The organism is Nocardia noduli, from assembly GCF_019038455.1.
GTDB classification, from domain to species: domain Bacteria; phylum Actinomycetota; class Actinomycetes; order Mycobacteriales; family Mycobacteriaceae; genus Nocardia; species Nocardia noduli.
Genome location: NZ_JAFMPL010000004.1, coordinates 40,239 through 54,926 on the forward strand (window position 1 = coordinate 40,239; position 14,688 = coordinate 54,926).

Annotated in this window: 13 protein-coding genes; 4 read left to right on the top strand and 9 right to left on the bottom strand. The window is 67.1% G+C overall.

Annotated features, from left to right (window positions below; all coding sequences use genetic code 11):
* Window positions 1-15: 15 nt before the first annotated feature.
* The 3 genes from JZ792_RS04305 to JZ792_RS04315 all read right to left on the bottom strand — a co-directional run bounded on the left by JZ792_RS04305 (window position 16) and on the right by JZ792_RS04315 (window position 3,616).
* Entirely contained in the window at window positions 16-1,629 is a 1,614-nt protein-coding gene (locus JZ792_RS04305; protein ID WP_216907055.1) for a serine/threonine-protein kinase, read from the bottom strand.
* A 181-nt stretch (window positions 1,630-1,810) separates the two neighbouring features.
* Window positions 1,811-2,689: a TIGR03854 family LLM class F420-dependent oxidoreductase gene (locus tag JZ792_RS04310; protein ID WP_216907057.1), complete on the bottom strand. Its 879-nt coding sequence runs from the start codon at window positions 2,687-2,689 to the stop codon at window positions 1,811-1,813.
* Between the two features lie 228 nt (window positions 2,690-2,917).
* On the bottom strand, window positions 2,918-3,616 hold the full coding sequence (locus JZ792_RS04315) for a hypothetical protein (RefSeq protein ID WP_216907059.1): 699 nt from the start codon (window positions 3,614-3,616) through the stop codon (window positions 2,918-2,920).
* A gap of 235 nt (window positions 3,617-3,851) precedes the next feature.
* On the opposite strand from JZ792_RS04315, the gene JZ792_RS04320 reads away from it, so the two are divergent.
* A complete protein-coding gene (locus JZ792_RS04320) occupies window positions 3,852-5,093 on the top strand; it encodes an amidohydrolase (protein ID WP_216907061.1) in 1,242 nt (413 codons plus the stop codon).
* 149 nt (window positions 5,094-5,242) lie between these two features.
* The gene (locus JZ792_RS04325) at window positions 5,243-5,683 is read left to right on the top strand and encodes a response regulator (protein WP_216907063.1); all 441 of its coding nucleotides are present in this window, start codon (window positions 5,243-5,245) and stop codon (window positions 5,681-5,683) included.
* Window positions 5,684-5,732: 49 nt separating this feature from the next.
* On the opposite strand, the gene JZ792_RS42575 is transcribed toward JZ792_RS04325, so the two are convergent.
* On the bottom strand, window positions 5,733-6,032 hold the full coding sequence (locus JZ792_RS42575; protein WP_216907065.1) for an ANTAR domain-containing protein: 300 nt from the start codon (window positions 6,030-6,032) through the stop codon (window positions 5,733-5,735).
* Between the two features lie 195 nt (window positions 6,033-6,227).
* Between JZ792_RS42575 and JZ792_RS04335 the strand changes: the two genes are divergently transcribed.
* Entirely contained in the window at window positions 6,228-9,932 is a 3,705-nt protein-coding gene (locus JZ792_RS04335; protein WP_216907067.1) for a SpoIIE family protein phosphatase, read from the top strand.
* A 19-nt stretch (window positions 9,933-9,951) separates the two neighbouring features.
* Here the strand turns inward: JZ792_RS04335 and JZ792_RS04340 are convergent, their stop codons facing one another.
* Window positions 9,952-10,302, bottom strand: a complete 351-nt coding sequence (locus JZ792_RS04340; RefSeq protein ID WP_308165139.1) for an STAS domain-containing protein — start codon at window positions 10,300-10,302, stop codon at window positions 9,952-9,954.
* A 511-nt stretch (window positions 10,303-10,813) separates the two neighbouring features.
* On the opposite strand from JZ792_RS04340, the gene JZ792_RS04345 reads away from it, so the two are divergent.
* Window positions 10,814-11,251 (top strand): ATP-binding protein, encoded by a 438-nt coding sequence (locus tag JZ792_RS04345; RefSeq protein ID WP_216907071.1) that lies wholly within the window; start codon window positions 10,814-10,816, stop codon window positions 11,249-11,251.
* Window positions 11,252-11,468: 217 nt separating this feature from the next.
* Here JZ792_RS04345 and JZ792_RS04350 read toward each other — a convergent pair whose 3' ends face one another.
* The 4 genes from JZ792_RS04350 to JZ792_RS04365 form a co-directional block, all read right to left on the bottom strand.
* A complete protein-coding gene (locus JZ792_RS04350; RefSeq protein ID WP_216907073.1) occupies window positions 11,469-11,720 on the bottom strand; it encodes a hypothetical protein in 252 nt (83 codons plus the stop codon).
* Between the two features lie 485 nt (window positions 11,721-12,205).
* Window positions 12,206-12,703 carry a hypothetical protein gene (locus JZ792_RS04355; RefSeq protein WP_216907075.1) on the bottom strand — a complete coding sequence of 166 codons (498 nt, stop codon included), beginning with the start codon at window positions 12,701-12,703 and terminating at the stop codon, window positions 12,206-12,208.
* Window positions 12,704-12,720: 17 nt separating this feature from the next.
* Window positions 12,721-13,449, bottom strand: coding sequence for a hypothetical protein (locus JZ792_RS04360; RefSeq protein ID WP_216907077.1), 729 nt, complete (start codon window positions 13,447-13,449; stop codon window positions 12,721-12,723).
* Window positions 13,446-13,769, bottom strand: a complete 324-nt coding sequence (locus tag JZ792_RS04365; protein ID WP_216907079.1) for a type VII secretion target — start codon at window positions 13,767-13,769, stop codon at window positions 13,446-13,448. Before JZ792_RS04365 ends, JZ792_RS04360 begins: the two co-directional genes overlap by 4 nt.
* Between the last annotated feature and the right edge of the window lie 919 nt (window positions 13,770-14,688).

Consider the following 14,688-nt stretch of genomic DNA (forward strand, 5'->3'; position numbering starts at 1 on the left):
CATACGGTGCTGCCGCTACTTGTTCGGTGTGCCCCGCTTGTCCTTGCCGTTGCCGTGACCAGGATTTCCATGGCCCGGATTGCCGTGACCCTGCCCGGGAGGGCCGACGATATCGTCGTCGTGCGCCGGTCCGGCCTGAACGGTCTGCGGTACCGGCGACGCCCAACTCGCGGTGCCCCCGAAGTCGGTGCAGCGCAGCGCTACACCGTCCCGGTCGAATCCGGTGCCCTGCACAGCCGGGTCACACGGCCACCCCGCCACCGGGGTGAGCGCGATCGGCGGCGCGGCGATCGGTGCTGCGGTCGGCGGCACCACGGTGACGTCGGGCCGGGTCGTCGGAGTAGCGGAGTGGGTCTCGCCGGTGCCGGGCGTGCCGAGCCACAGCGCACCGCCGATCACCGCGAAAAGTGCGGCCAATACCGCGGCGGCCGAGCGTGCCCGCCGGTTCGACGGACCGGACGAGTGTGTTCGGGCGGCCTCGGCCCCGAGGACACCGACCGATGTCGCGAATCTTGACATACGGTCTGTACCCGCCGCCTGCATGTCGATCGTCTCTATCGCCGACACCGACATAGGGGATGTGCCGACCGTCTGCATACCGACCGTCGCGGGCGCGGGGCCCGGCATACCGGATGTGCCCGCTGTCGGCGCACCGACCGTCGCGATCCCCGGCATAGGGGATGTGCTCGGTGTCCGCATACCGACCGTCGCGATCGCGGGGCCCGGCATACAGGCTGTGTCAGCCACCGGTGTACCGATCGTCGCTATCGCGGGCCCCGGAACGCTCACCGGCCCGATCTCCACGGTCGGCAGATCCCGCCCCGTCACCGCGGCATGGGCCGCCGCCGCGAATTCCCCCGCCGTGGACCAACGGTCGCCCGGCTCCTTGGCCAAGGCGCGCGCGATCACCGCGTCCAGCTCCGGGGGTACGGCGGCGACAAGGTCACTCGCCATCGGCGGTGTCGACATCAGGTGCGCGCACACCTGCTGCGGCGCGTCACCGTCGCCGAAAGGCCTGCGGCGGGTGAGTAGTTCGTAGAGCACGCACGCCAGTGAGTACTGGTCCGAGCGAGCGTCGGCGGTCCCGCCGAAGCGTTCCGGCGCCACGTATCCGAGTGTGCCGACCATGTTGCCGGTGGCGGTGATCGGGCGCTGGCCCGCGCTGACCGCCGTGCCGAAATCGATCAGGTACACGTACCCGGTCGACGTCACCATCAGATTCGACGGTTTGACGTCGCGATGGACCAGTCCGATCCGATGCGCGGCGTCCAAGGCGACGGCGGCCTGCGTGACGATCCGGACTGCGGCTTCCGGAGCGAGCCGCCCGTCGCGGCGCAGCAGTTCGGCTCCGTCTACTCCCTCGATGAGCGCCATATCCAGGTAGAGCCGCCCGTCCAGTTCACCGAAGCCGTGAATCGGCACGGTGTGCGGACCGCGCAACTGCGCGGCCAGGCGGGCCTCCCTGGTGAAGCGCTGCCGGTACGCGGGGTCGGCCCCGACCTCGGCCGTGAGCACCTTCAGGGCCACGTCCCTGTCGGTGCGGGTGTCGCGTGCCGACCAGACCCGACCGGTGCCCCCGCTACCGAGCAGGCGTTCCAGGCGATAGTGACCGAACCACATATCGTCCATGTGCGAATCTCCCGCCTGCCTATCCCTCGGGGAAGAGTTACCCGAAATCCCTGCCGCTACCACGCGGCTCCATCACACTCCGCCACGGTTGTCCGATCATTTCGCAGCCGGGTGGTTCGGCGTCGTGGAATTCGACGAACGTCCGCGACCGGATCTCGACAGCGGCCCCGGAGGCGAACGGTCAGTTCTGGCGTGGCACCAGTTCGGCGACGAAGCGGTCGACGAAACCGTCCATCGGCTTGCCGCCCGCGGGTACCACCACGAATTTGCTGAGTCCGGCCGCGAGGTAGCCGTCGATCAGCCGATGCAACTCCGGCCAACCGCCCGCGATCAGATCGGCCGGGTCCACGCCGGGGCGCTGCCGTCCGATCCGCGCCGCCGCTTCCGCGGGGATACCGTCCTCGGCCACGAATACGGTGATTCCGAAGTGATCGGCTTCGATCTCGCGTCCCGCCTCGGCGGCCTCGGCGTTGATCGCCGCCACCCCGGCCGCGGCTTCCTCGGGCGTCAGGAAGCTGCCCAACCAGCCGTCGCCGTAGCGGCCGATGCGGCGATAGGCGGCGGGCACCCGGCCACCGAGCCAGATATCGAGCGGACGCGCGGACCGCCGCCCCACCGTGGCCCCGCGCACCGAGAAGTAGTCGCCGTCGAAATCCACGTCGTCGGCGCGCAGCACCGCACGCAGCAGCCGCAACGATTCGTCGAAGACGGCGCCGCGCCGGCCGGGCACCGGGAAGAGGTCGCGTTCGTTGCCGCCCGCGGGCTGCAACCCGAACACCGGCAGTACCCGCTTGGGGGCGAGCGCCGCCAGTGACGCCAACTGTTTGGCGACAAGCACGGGATGGCGGCCGGGCAGGATCGCCACCGAGGTACCGACTTTCAACCGGGTGGTCCGCGACAACGCGAACGCCATCCCGACCACCGGATCGACGGCCTGAGAGTAGACCAGTTCGGAGAACCACAGCGAATCGACGCCCGCGGCTTCGAGCCGGTCGACGAGTTCGGGCAGCGCATCCGGGTCGGTGCCCGCGCCGGTACCGACCCCGAATCGAATCTTCACCGAATTCTCCTCCCGAGCGGGTCGTCCCGATCACCGTATGCGATCCGAGGCCCGGCCCGCACAGCCGTTCGCTTCCGGACAACGCATCCCGAGCCGCCGTCATTTCCACCGAATACCGCCCGATCGGATATCACTGTCCCACAACGGCATTCGATGACACTACCGAACCTGCCGTTCCCGCCCCGCCTGCGCGCGAGCATCCGAGCCGCTGAATCCGCCGGGACGCGCTCAGGTCGGACCGGCGGTCAATTGGTAGTAGGCGGTATCGAGCGGGATGTCGACCGCGAACCAGGCCGCCGGTCGGTCGTCGTCGCGGGGACACCACGCGGTCGCGATGCACAATCGGGCCACGTCCGCGGCGGCGAGGCCGGGCAGATGCCAGGCCACGCGGGCCGGATCCGCGTATCGCACACCGTATTCGGTGATGGTGTCGTCCACGTCGGTCGGCAGCAGGCGCGCCCAGCCGGAGGGGACGAGCCGACCGTCGGCGGCCTGCATGGCGAGCAGTTCGGAATCCGGGCCGCCGATCGACACCATGAAATGCTCGTTCTCGACACTCACGGCCGCGAGACATTCGCCGGGGTCGGGCCCGCCGCACGCGTCGGCGGGCAGATCGGTCAGTTCGGCGGAGAAGACCAACCCCGACACCTCCGCGGTCGCCCGCACCTGCCAGATTCCGGCCCACATCGGAATCGGTTCGCTCCCGTCCCACGGCGGTGCGTCGATACTTCCGATCAGCAGGTCGACCGCCGCGTCCGAATGCTGCCACCGGTGCAGATGCGCGCCATTCGGCAAGCGCCACACCGCATTCGGCACCACGGGCAGAACTTCCGATCCGAGGGAGACGGAGAATTCGACGATGCCGAGCGGCGTGTCGATCACGGCTGGGCGGCGGGCGGCCTGGACCAAGTCGTCGGTGGGAAGCATGCGCCCATCATGCAGGTCGGCGTTCGAGGGGTTGCAGCAAGGCGGACCCTGCACCGAGATCCGAAACCGTGTGACGAGCGACGGCTCCGGAACGGTCCGCGCGGTGTCCGAGAGATCTCCCGGGGCGTACGCGAGCGTGGGAGAATCGTGGTGCGTTTCCGCGCAGCCAGCTTCATGGAAAAACCTGATGGATGGGTCATCTGCCCGGCAGGAGACGACATCGAAGGAAAATCCCATGACCGAATCCGGCATCGCGATCGATCCGACACTCGTCGACGTGTACAGGGACATCCACCGACACCCGGAGCTCGGATTCCAGGAGCACCGCACCGCCGCGATCGTCGCGGAGCGGATACGGGCCTCGGGGTTCGAGGTCACCACGGGGATAGGGAAGACCGGTGTGGTCGGCGTCCTGAAGAACGGCACGGGTCCGACCACCCTGCTGCGGGCCGACATGGACGCACTCCCCCTCCGGGAGGACACCGGGCTCGACTACGCCAGCACCGCCACGGCCATCGACGGGAACGGCGACACCGTGCCCGTCGCGCACGCGTGCGGGCACGACCTGCACGTCACCTGTCTGCTGGGCGCGGCACAGATCCTCGCCTCCGACACCTCCGATTGGCGCGGCACCGTCCTGCTCGTCTTCCAGCCCGCCGAGGAGTTGGGCGCGGGCGCGCGGGCCATGGTCGACGACGGCCTGTTCGACAGGTTCCCGAAACCGGATGTCGTCCTCGGTCAGCACGTGGCTCCCCTGCCTGCGGGCAAGATCGGCGGGCATCCGGGCCCGTCGTACGCGGGATCGGACTCGCTGCGCGTGCGGCTCGTCGGCAGGGGCGCGCACGGATCGATGCCGGAAGCGTCGGTGGATCCCGTGGTACTCGCCGCCGCGGTGGTACTTCGCCTGCAAACCGTCGTCTCCCGGGAGATCCCGAGCACCGCGACGGCGGTACTGACCGTCGGATCGATACACGCGGGCGACGCCGCGAACGTGATTCCCGGCCACGCCGAGATCCAGTTGAACATCCGCAGCTACGACACAGCCGTCCGCCGCCGCATCCTCGACAGCGTCGAACGCATCGTGCGCGGCGAAGCGGCGACGGCCGGAGCGCCCGAAGAACCGATGATCACCGAGATCGAACGTTTCCCCGTCGTCGCCAACGATCCGGACGCACTGCGCAGCAGTCTCGCCGCTTTCGCGACCTGGCTCGGCCCGGACGACCTCCTGGATCCCGGAGCGGGCGCGGGGAGCGAGGACGTCGGCATCCTCGCCACCGAATCCGGTGCCCCACTGGCCTATTGGTTACTCGGCGGCGCGGATCCGTCGCTGTTCAGCACGGGAGATATGACCGACCCCGCACTGCTCACCGTGCCGTCGAACCATTCGCCCCGCTACGCCCCCGTCATCGAACCGACACTGTCGATCGGCGTGCGCGCGTTGGTCTCCGCCGCCAGGACGTGGTTACCCCACCGGTGATCGCGGATCTGGCGGGAGCGCCGATTCGGCGCACGCGGCGAACTTGTGACATCGGTCTGGTTGACTGGAGGGGTCGACCTCGAAAAAGTCCGTATGGGCCGGGGTGGTACCACTCCGCTTCGGCGGTGAACCCCGGAAGGACACCACTGATGCGTGACCCAGGTCGAATCATCGATGTGCTGCTGGTCGAAGACGATCCCGGTGACGAGCTGATCACCCGTGAGGCGTTCGAGACCCACACCCTCGGCAACACCCTGCACGTGGCTCGTGACGGCGAGGAAGCACTCGATTTCCTCTACCGTCGCGGCGCGTGGGACCAGGCGCCGCGCCCGGACCTGATCCTGCTGGATCTGAACCTGCCCAAATACAACGGCCGCCAGGTCCTGGAGCAGATCAAAACCGATCCGGACCTGGCCGCGATCCCGGTGGTCATGCTCACCACCTCGAGCGCCGAGGAAGACATCCTCTCCAGCTACCGACTGCACGCCAACGCCTTCGTCACCAAACCGGTCGATCTCGATCAGTTCATGGACGCGATCAAACAGATCGACGGCTTCTACATCCAGGTCGTCCAGCTGCCCTCCAACTGAGCCGATGTGCCCCACCCGCACTTCCGGGTGGGGCACATCGCACGGGCCGCTATTCGCGGTGCGTGACCGTACTCGCGGCGAGCAGCACCCGATCCAGACGGGCACGGGTGTGCTCGATCGCTTCGGGATGCGCACGGTCGGGAAGTTCGGCGAGCACGCGGGCCGCGAGCCCGGCGAGTGTGCGGCCGGTGTCGGCGGCGCGGGCGGACAGGACCGCCGCCGCCGCCGGTTCGTCGAGACCGTAGACGAACATGATCGCGCCTTCCGCCTGTTCGATCACATGACGGCCGAACTCGGCCGGGATGGGTTCGGTCGTGTCCGAATAGATCGGATCGTCGATCTCGTTCACTGGTGCGCCTTTGCTCATCGCCGCGAAGCGACCGACTGGTGATGGGTGTGCCACCCGGGTACTGAACTACCCATGGTCGATGATTCCACGCAGGCTCGCCGAACCGGCGTGGCGCGGTTGTTACGCTTCGACGCGCGGGTGGCCGAGAGCCGTGATGCTCGGGCACGCCGGACGCGGGAGGAGAGGTGGGCCGTCGTGGCTGCGAAGTCCGAGGGGCCGTCATTCCCTCCGGAGATGCTCGCGTCGGCCGCCGACAGCGCACTCGCCGCGCTGCTCACCGACACCGACTGGTCGGCGAGCGGACTCGGCCCGGTCGCGACGTGGTCGGCGGAACTGCGCACCGCGGTCGGCATATGCCTCAACTCTCCCTTTCCGATGTTGATCATGTGGGGCGCCGACCTGGCGATGATCTACAACGACGCCTTCGTCCCGATCCTCGGCGCCAAGCATCCGGCGCTCGGACAGTCCTGCGCCGTGGTGTGGGCCGACGCCTGGCCGGTGGTCGGAGCGATGATCGACAACGTCATGGCCTGCGGGGAGTCGAGTTACCACGAGGATCTGCCGCTGGTGATCGACCGGCACGGCTTCGACGAGACGGTCTATTTCACCTTCGCCTACAGCGCGATTCCGACCGCCGCCCGCGAGGTGGGCGGTGTCTTCACCGTCGTCACCGAAACCACCGCGCAGGTGCTCGGCACCAGGCGGCTCCAGGCGTTGCGCGAACTCGGTGAGGTCCGCTCGGTACAGGTGGTCGATGTCGAGACCGTCTGCGCGGCCGCGATCGACGTGCTCGGCCGATACCGCGAGGACGTGCCCTTCGCGGCCGCGTATCTGGTGGACCCCGAGCGCGACAGCGCGCACGCCGTCGCGTCGTTCGGCGCCGAATCCCCAGGGGGGCATCTCATCCCCGATCGAATCGGTCCCGAGGACGACGGCGCGTGGATCTGGCGGGCCGCGACCGATGCGACGGCACAGTCGAATTCGGCCGGATCCGCCGTCACCGCGGTAGCAGTGCCACTGGCGATCGACGCGGATCGACCCACCGGAGTGCTGCTGGCCGGTGTCAGTCCGCATCTGATGTTCGACGACGCCTATCGCGGATTTCTCGATCTCGCCGCCGATCACCTCGGTTCCGCCATCACCGACGCGCACGCGCAATCCGCACAGCTGCGGCGTGCCGAAGAACTGGCCGAACTCGACCGCGCCAAGACCAGGTTCTTCACCAGCGTCAGCCACGAACTGCGCACACCTCTGACCCTGATCACCGGCCCCGCGCAGGACGCGCTCACCGACCGAGACGCACCGTTGGCGGCCGTCCAGCGCGCACGCGTCGAGATCATCCGCCGCAACGCGGGACGGCTGCGTCGGATGGTCGATACGCTGCTCGATTTCAGCCGCGTCGAGGACGGTCACCTCGCCTTCGAGCCGGTGGCCGTCGAGTTGGGCGGGCTGACGCGCGGGATCGCCGAATCCTTCGCCCCCGCGGTGCGCCGCGCCGGTCTCGGGTTCACCATCGACTGTCCGGAGCAGGCGCGCGCGGTCATGGTCGATCCGGGTCATTGGGAACGGATCGTGCTCAATCTGCTGTCCAACGCCGTGAAGTTCACCCTGGCGGGCGACATCGGAATCGGCGTGCGCCTGCGCGACGACCAAGTCGTCCTCGAGGTGCGTGACACCGGAGTCGGCATCGAGGCCGAGGAACTCCCGCATATCTTCGAACGGTTCCGGCAGGTTCGCGGAGCGGCCGGTCGATCCCACGAGGGCTCCGGCATCGGTCTGGCGCTCGTGCGCGAACTGGCCGCGCTGCACGACGGGGACGCCGAGGTGGTGAGTTCCCCGGGCCGAGGCACGACCTTCACGGTGCGCTTTCCGGCGCGCCACACCGACGATCCGGCCGTGCGCGCACCCACCCACACCATCGTCGCCGACTATGTCGCCGAAGCTCTGCAATGGAGCGCATCCACCGACAGTGCCGACGCCGGATCCGCCCCCGCGACGGCCGATGTGGTGCTGATCGCCGAGGACAACGCCGACCTGCGCACCTACCTGTCGGGCCTGCTGCGACCCGAGTACACGGTGGTGATCGCCACCGACGGCCACGACGCGTTGCGCCGCGCCCGATCGTCGCGGCCCGATCTCGTCCTCGCCGATGTGATGATGCCCGGCCTCGACGGACTGGCCCTGTTGCGGGAGTTGCGTGCCGACCAGCGGACCGCCCACACACCGGTGATCTTCCTGTCCGCCCGGGCGGGCGAGGAAGCCGCCGCCGAAGGTCTGGCCGCCGGTGCCGACGACTACCTGACCAAACCGTTCTCCTCCGCCGACCTGCTCGCTCGGGTCCGCTCCAATCTCGACCAGGCCCGCTTGCGCAATCACGAATCCGCGTGGCGCACCGCGTTGGTCAACGCGATGCAGGACGGTTTCTTCGTCGCCGCCGCCGACCTGTCGGTTATCGAGATCAACGACGCCTTCACCCGGTTGCTCGGCTATCGAGCACCACAATTGCCCTGGCCGGTCCCGCACCCGTGGTGGCCGACCGCCGAGCAGGATCCCGAGGGTTTCGCCCTCGTGACAGCGGCGCTCGAGGTCGTCGAGAACGATGGCCGCGGCCGGTTCGTCCTCCCGCTGCGCCACCGAAACGGCCACAAACTGTGGGTCGACGTATCGCTGGATTCGCTACGCGACGACCGCAGCGGCGCCACCCTGCTGGTCGGCACGCTCCGCGATGTCACCGATCGACATCTGTCCGCCGAACGCGACGCCGCCGTCGCGCGCATGGCCGGACTGCTCGCCGGAATCGATATCGGCGCACAGGTTCTGAAGATCGGTCTGGCCGAATTGCGCGACTGCTGGCAGGCCGCGCGGGTGTCGCTGCTGACCTTCGAGCAACCGGGCGTCGTGACCGTCACCGCGAGTTCGCACCGGCATCCGAGCACCACCACCGCGCCCGCGAGCGCCGCCGAATACGTCCGCACCGGACACCCGTGCGTCCTCTCCGAAACCGGGACGCTCACCGATGTCGCCAACGCTCCCGGACCGGCGGTCGCGGTCGGCGCACCGATCGACGACGGCGGTGACCAAGGCCTGCTCTGGCTCGAGTTCGCCCACCCCCGCCCATTCACCGACGCCGACCGCGGCCTGATGGTGCGACTGACCAGCCACCTGCAACGGGCGCTGACACGCGCCAGAGCCAACGACGAACAACGCACGATCGCGCTGACCTTGCAGCGCGCGCTGCTCGGCCCGAACGACCTGCCCGACGGCTTCGCCGCGCGCTACGAACCCGCGGGCACCGCACTCGAGATCGGCGGCGACTGGTACGACGTCATCGAACTACCGGGCGAACGCTACGGCGTGGTCGTCGGCGACGTCGTCGGCCACGGACTGCCCGCCGCGACCGCGATGGGACAACTCCGCAGTGCCGCCAGAGCGCTCCTGCTGGAAAACCACGGCCCGGCGAAAGTCCTGTCCGCACTGGACCGTTTCGTCCAACACCTCCCCGGCGCCTACTGCGCCACCGTCTTCTGCGCGAAGATCGACCCGTACGCCCGGACCGTGACCTACAGCAGCGCCGGACACCTCCCCGCCCTGCTGGCCGAACCCGGGAAACCGGTCCGGCGCCTCGATCAGGCCCTGTCCTTGCCGATGGCGGTGCGCGCGGGTCGTGATCGTCCCGAAGCCACGATCACCATTCCCGACACCGCCACCCTGCTGCTCTACACGGACGGCTTGGTCGAGCGCCGCGACGAAGACCTCGACACCGGAATCGCCCGCGCGGCCTCCGCCCTCGCCGCCGCCGCGCACCTGAGCCCCGAACAGACCGTCGACGATATCTCTCGCCGCCTGTTCATCGAGGACCACCACGACGACATCGCCCTACTCGCCTATCGCCGTCCCTGACGAGCGGCGACGGCGACGCTCATTCCGAGGATCCCAGCGCCGCCTCGACCGTGGCGAACACCGCGAGAATCTGATCCATCGCGGCCAACTGGATGGCGCGCAGCGGCCCACCCGTGGCGACCACACGCAAAGAATTCCGCGGGTCGAGTTCGGAGGCCTCGGCCAGCAGACTCAGACCGGCCGAACCGAAGAACCCGACCGCCGACAGATCCACGACCAGCACATCGGGATCCTCGTGTCGCGCCTGCGCCAGCCCCGCCTTCAGCAGCGGCGCCGAGGCCAGATCGACTTCACCGTCGACCACGACGATCACCGCGGCCCCCTGCGATCGTCTCTCGACCCGCAATATCGCCGACCGCCGCTCATTCACCGTGCGACCCTCCCGCATCGAAACGCGGTACCAGCACGCTGGGCCCACCGACCCGACGCGCGCTCCCGGGGACGTCTCCCAACACCGGTGGCCCCTCCCCTGAATCGTCGATTCTCCTCTGCACCACAGCGGGCAGAGCGACAGAATCTTATACCGCCCGAGGCCCCGCTGTTCGAGCCGATCGACCCGTGTGAAACGAGCCGTGTCGGTACCGGCGCGGAATTCTGGCACAATCGCCAGGCAGGAGTCCCTCCACGCAGCGTCGGTCCACCTGCTCGATCGACCGCAGGCTGTCGTACGGTTCTCATCGTGCGATGTGGATATCGCGGTGCCGCACGGGTCGGGTCCTGGACAACGGACCTTGCGAGGAAGGACCACATGCTGGATCTGGGTGTCGACCGGACACGGCGCGAGGTATCGGTTGTTTCACACTTCTCGATCACGGGTGTACGCGCACCGATCCGGGGTAGGTCGCCGGTGGAGGAGATGATCTCGCTACCGAAGGAACACCATGGGTGACGCCCAGAACGTGGCACGACCCCTGATCAGTGAATTCCCCGCCGCCGTCGAGGAGTTGTCGGCGGCACGACACCGGCTACGAGACTGGCTCACCCCCCACGTACCCGACCCCGGACACCTCTACGACCTGCTGCTCGCCGCCGACGAGGCGTGCGCGAACGCCGTCGAACACGGTCACAACGGAGACGGCGGCGTGATCCGTCTGAGCGCCGCCATCGAAGGTGACGCGATCCGGATCACCGTCACCGACCATGGGCGGTGGGTGCCGCGGGAGGATGGGCCGGACGCTGTGCGTGGTCTGCCCGATTCACAGCGGGGGCGTGGGCTGGCGCTGATGCGTGCGCTTGCTCCGGATACTCGGCTCACGGTTTCCGAGGCGGGTACGACCGTAGAATTCACCGTTCCCTTGGATCCACGCCGCGACGTCTGAAGGCGGTTATCCGTTCATATCGAATTCCGTTCTCCGACTGTCGTCTCGGTCGAGGCATACGACCTGGCACCGTCCCGAAATACGACCGCGTGAACCCAAGTTCCCGGCGGGGCGCGTCTCGTATTTCCGTGGTCAGAAGGAGCCGGTGCAGGTCACGACCGAATACTTCCCGGTCGCGGAAAGCGCCGTCGGCGGTTCGATATATCCGGCGGAAAGATCACTGAGGTTGGGCAGGTCGGTCCGGCATTGCCGCGAGTGCGCGGCGGAACCGAGCGTGGGCGCGGATGTATACGAATCTCTCGTCGTAGATCGGCCGGAAGGTCACCGGCTGAACGACTTTCGTGCGCAGGCGGAAGTATATGACCAGACCGAGCAGTGATCCCGGAAATACACCGAGCACCAGGGCTGGCTGTACCGGGCAGATATCCGTCACCGCGATGAACACCACCGCGAACAAATTGGTGGCCATGGTCCACAGCAGTATCCGGGACAACCATCGGTGCAAGCCTGATCTCCGACGACACCAAACACAAGCGGGCCATTCTCCGACGACGATCGTCGATACCGGCGGAGGAACATACCTGGGCAGCGGCGATGCGGCATCGTATGGCCGCCGGCTCGGCACGCGGTGCGGGAACCGGGGATGCTGATCTGTGTCGTAGAAGCAGGATCGAACGAGGATGCGCGACTCGGCCGGGCGACCGTGACGCGCACACACCTCGGGCAGTGGGCGGGCGATCTCCAGTTCCAGAGGTTCGACCCGCAGTGGCCTGGTCGTCTTCACCCACAGCGTGCCGGTGTTCGCCAACGGGTCACGGCAGCGGCGCAGCGCCATCGTTTCATCGTGCTCGTGGGTCCACGGCCGCTGATAGGTCATCGGAGTGCCGGTAGGAGGGTCCGCTTCGACATCGCCGCCGTTGTTGGGGGAGTAATATCTGCCGGAGAAAATCCGCTTCATCGAAGCCAGCCGCCCCGGTTCCGCTCTCGGAAATAGTCGTCGTCTTGGTCCTCGGCGTCGCTCGGACCGATGACGAGATCGCGGTTGGGCCTGCGGGTTCCCGGAACGACAGGCTCGGCTGGCACACCGGGTCTCACCGAATCGGACGGAGCGGTCGGGGCGACGGTTGTGGCCGGTGCGTTCCGGTTCGGTCCTGGAGTATCCACCTCGTCGTTGCGATATGTTTCCAACAGTTTCTCACCCGCCTCGGCCATTCGGCGCTGTTCTTCAGGTGAGGTTGCCTCGACATCGGCGAGCGCATTGGGAATGACACTGTCGCCCAGACGCATGAACGACTCGTTATGCATCAGATCTCGGACGGTGCCCCCGCCTTGAAGGATCTCTTTGAGCTGTGACTTCACGCCGTCATCGATACCGGGACTGGAGGTAAGGACGATCAGGGCCTTCGAGAGGAGCCGTGACATGCCGATATCGCGGTTGACCAGATCCAGCATCGGTTCGTGAGGTTTCATCAATTCACTCCGGGGTGATCGTAAGTCTCGCCCAGGCTAGGGATCTCCAACTCGACCGCCGTTCCGACCAGTCCGAAGAGCAGCCCGGCCGCAGCAGCCGCGGCAGCGGCGAAGCTGCCGTAAAGCTTGGCTTGCTTCACGACGTTGGCGACCATCGACGCCGCGATCACGGACGCGGCTATCTGAAATACGATCGCGGCACCGGCGCCCACCCCTGTTCCCGCGGACGCGGCCGCAGCCGCCTCGGTGACAACCCATTGAATAGCCAGATCACCGAGCTCCAGTATCAGCGCTTGCACCGCCTGCGCGATTCCGTATGCCTCCCAGGCAAAGGTCGCGATGGTATTCGAAATCTGCGTCAATGGATCGACTTGCGCATCGATGGCTGCGGTCAATTTCGCGAAGTAGTCATCCGCGCTGGCTGCCGCGTTCCCATTCCACGAGGATTCGACATTCTTCATGGCCTCGCTGATCGAAGCACTGTACGCGGAATTGAATTCCGCGAGGTTCTCGACGGCCTTCGCGGATTTCAGCAGATCCTCCCAGTCGCCGCCGAGATATTCTTGCGCCTCCTTGATCGGATCGAATCCGGTCAACGATATGATCAGATTCAAATAGTAGGTGACGCTGTACGCGTTGCCCAGCGCGAAGTCGACCAGCTTGCCACCGGCGGACCACCACGCCTCGACCTCCGGCGTGGCGAGCTTCTGGGTCGGATCGATGGTCATTTCCCAGCCTCGGTCGAGTAGGTCTTGTCGAGTGCTTCGGCCCGATTCCTGTCGACCGTGCGGTACATGGCCGCGGCCTTCTCCAATTCCGCGGCCGCATTGCTCGTAACAGTCCCCAGCCGTGTGTAGTTGGCTGCCAGTTCACTACAAGCCTCTATCACTCGGTCCATGACGGGTTTCAATGCCAGTCCGGCGTTTCCCTCCAGGTCGAGGTTGTTCTTGGCGTAGTCGACGGCCTTCGCGCTGCCCACCGCAAGATCGGCGAGCCGGTCCGATGTCTTATCCATGTCATCCGGAGCGACCGTGAACAGTTCCGTCATCGAATTCCTTTTCGTACCGAATTTGCATTTCCACGTGATATCGGCTGTGTGCCACCACGAATTCCCCCGGATGTGCACCTCTTCCGCCGACGCTCGAACCTGCGCACAGGACAGGGATGCGGTACCGGGCCCGCGAGCGTGGTGGAATACCGCTTGGATGCTCACGAGCCCGTCGGAATCGGTGAACGTACCCGGACCACGGGCACCATGGAAAGCGATCGGAATCGTCTCGATTGCCCCGCACCGACGTACAGTTTCAGCGGCTGGGCGGTCGAGCCGTCGTTCCGACAGCAGGCAGCCTGCCCTCCGAAGACACCGCCGACCCCCACCAATATGTCGAAAGTGCTGTCTGCGGATCGGATTCGACCGTCGGCTCCGCTGCCACATGCCCCTCCTCCTGTGGTGACTGGCGACTTTAGCACGGCGATCGCAGGCGTGCGGCGCTGCGACGGCAGGTTCGGGCAGGGAAGAACCCGGGTCAGCCGTAACGACGCCCCGGTGGCCACCCACATGCTCGACGTTCACCGGGGGTGTTGCCCAACACTTCTCGGTTTTCGCCGACAGGAGCCCGACCCGCTACGTCTCGATCGGCTTCGCCGCGCCGCGCGCGAGCGTCAGAAGGACACGATCCGAAGGATGATCACCGACGAAACTTTGCCCGCGTACCCGAATCCAGCCAGATACGAATCACCATCGAGGGTATCGAGAAGGCCTTGCGTCCGCTCCTCCGCAATGGTCGCCGTTCACACTGCCGAGAAGCAGGACTCTCGCACCCGACGCTTCGCGCTCATGCGGTAGTCGAGCACTCGAACCCATATGCAACAAACCTCGCGCTTCGCCGCGCTCGCGTTTACGGCTTGACCACGCAATCGCACGCGACAAGATGAGTTGGCCCGAACCTTCCAACCCGCGCATATAG

Bases quoted from the DNA above. Each gene is read 5' to 3' on its own strand.
- JZ792_RS04345 (WP_216907071.1), top strand. From the start codon at position 10,814: ATGGGTGACGCCCAGAACGTGGCACGACCCCTGATCAGTGAATTCCCC.
- JZ792_RS04320 (WP_216907061.1), top strand. From the start codon at position 3,852: ATGACCGAATCCGGCATCGCGATCGATCCGACACTCGTCGACGTGTAC.
- JZ792_RS04355 (WP_216907075.1), bottom strand. From the start codon at position 12,703: ATGCTGGATCTGGTCAACCGCGATATCGGCATGTCACGGCTCCTCTCG.
- JZ792_RS04305 (WP_216907055.1), bottom strand. From the start codon at position 1,629: ATGGACGATATGTGGTTCGGTCACTATCGCCTGGAACGCCTGCTCGGT.
- JZ792_RS04325 (WP_216907063.1), top strand. From the start codon at position 5,243: ATGCGTGACCCAGGTCGAATCATCGATGTGCTGCTGGTCGAAGACGAT.
- JZ792_RS04315 (WP_216907059.1), bottom strand. From the start codon at position 3,616: ATGCTTCCCACCGACGACTTGGTCCAGGCCGCCCGCCGCCCAGCCGTG.
- JZ792_RS04360 (WP_216907077.1), bottom strand. From the start codon at position 13,449: ATGACCATCGATCCGACCCAGAAGCTCGCCACGCCGGAGGTCGAGGCG.
- JZ792_RS04365 (WP_216907079.1), bottom strand. From the start codon at position 13,769: ATGACGGAACTGTTCACGGTCGCTCCGGATGACATGGATAAGACATCG.
- JZ792_RS04350 (WP_216907073.1), bottom strand. From the start codon at position 11,720: ATGGCCACCAATTTGTTCGCGGTGGTGTTCATCGCGGTGACGGATATC.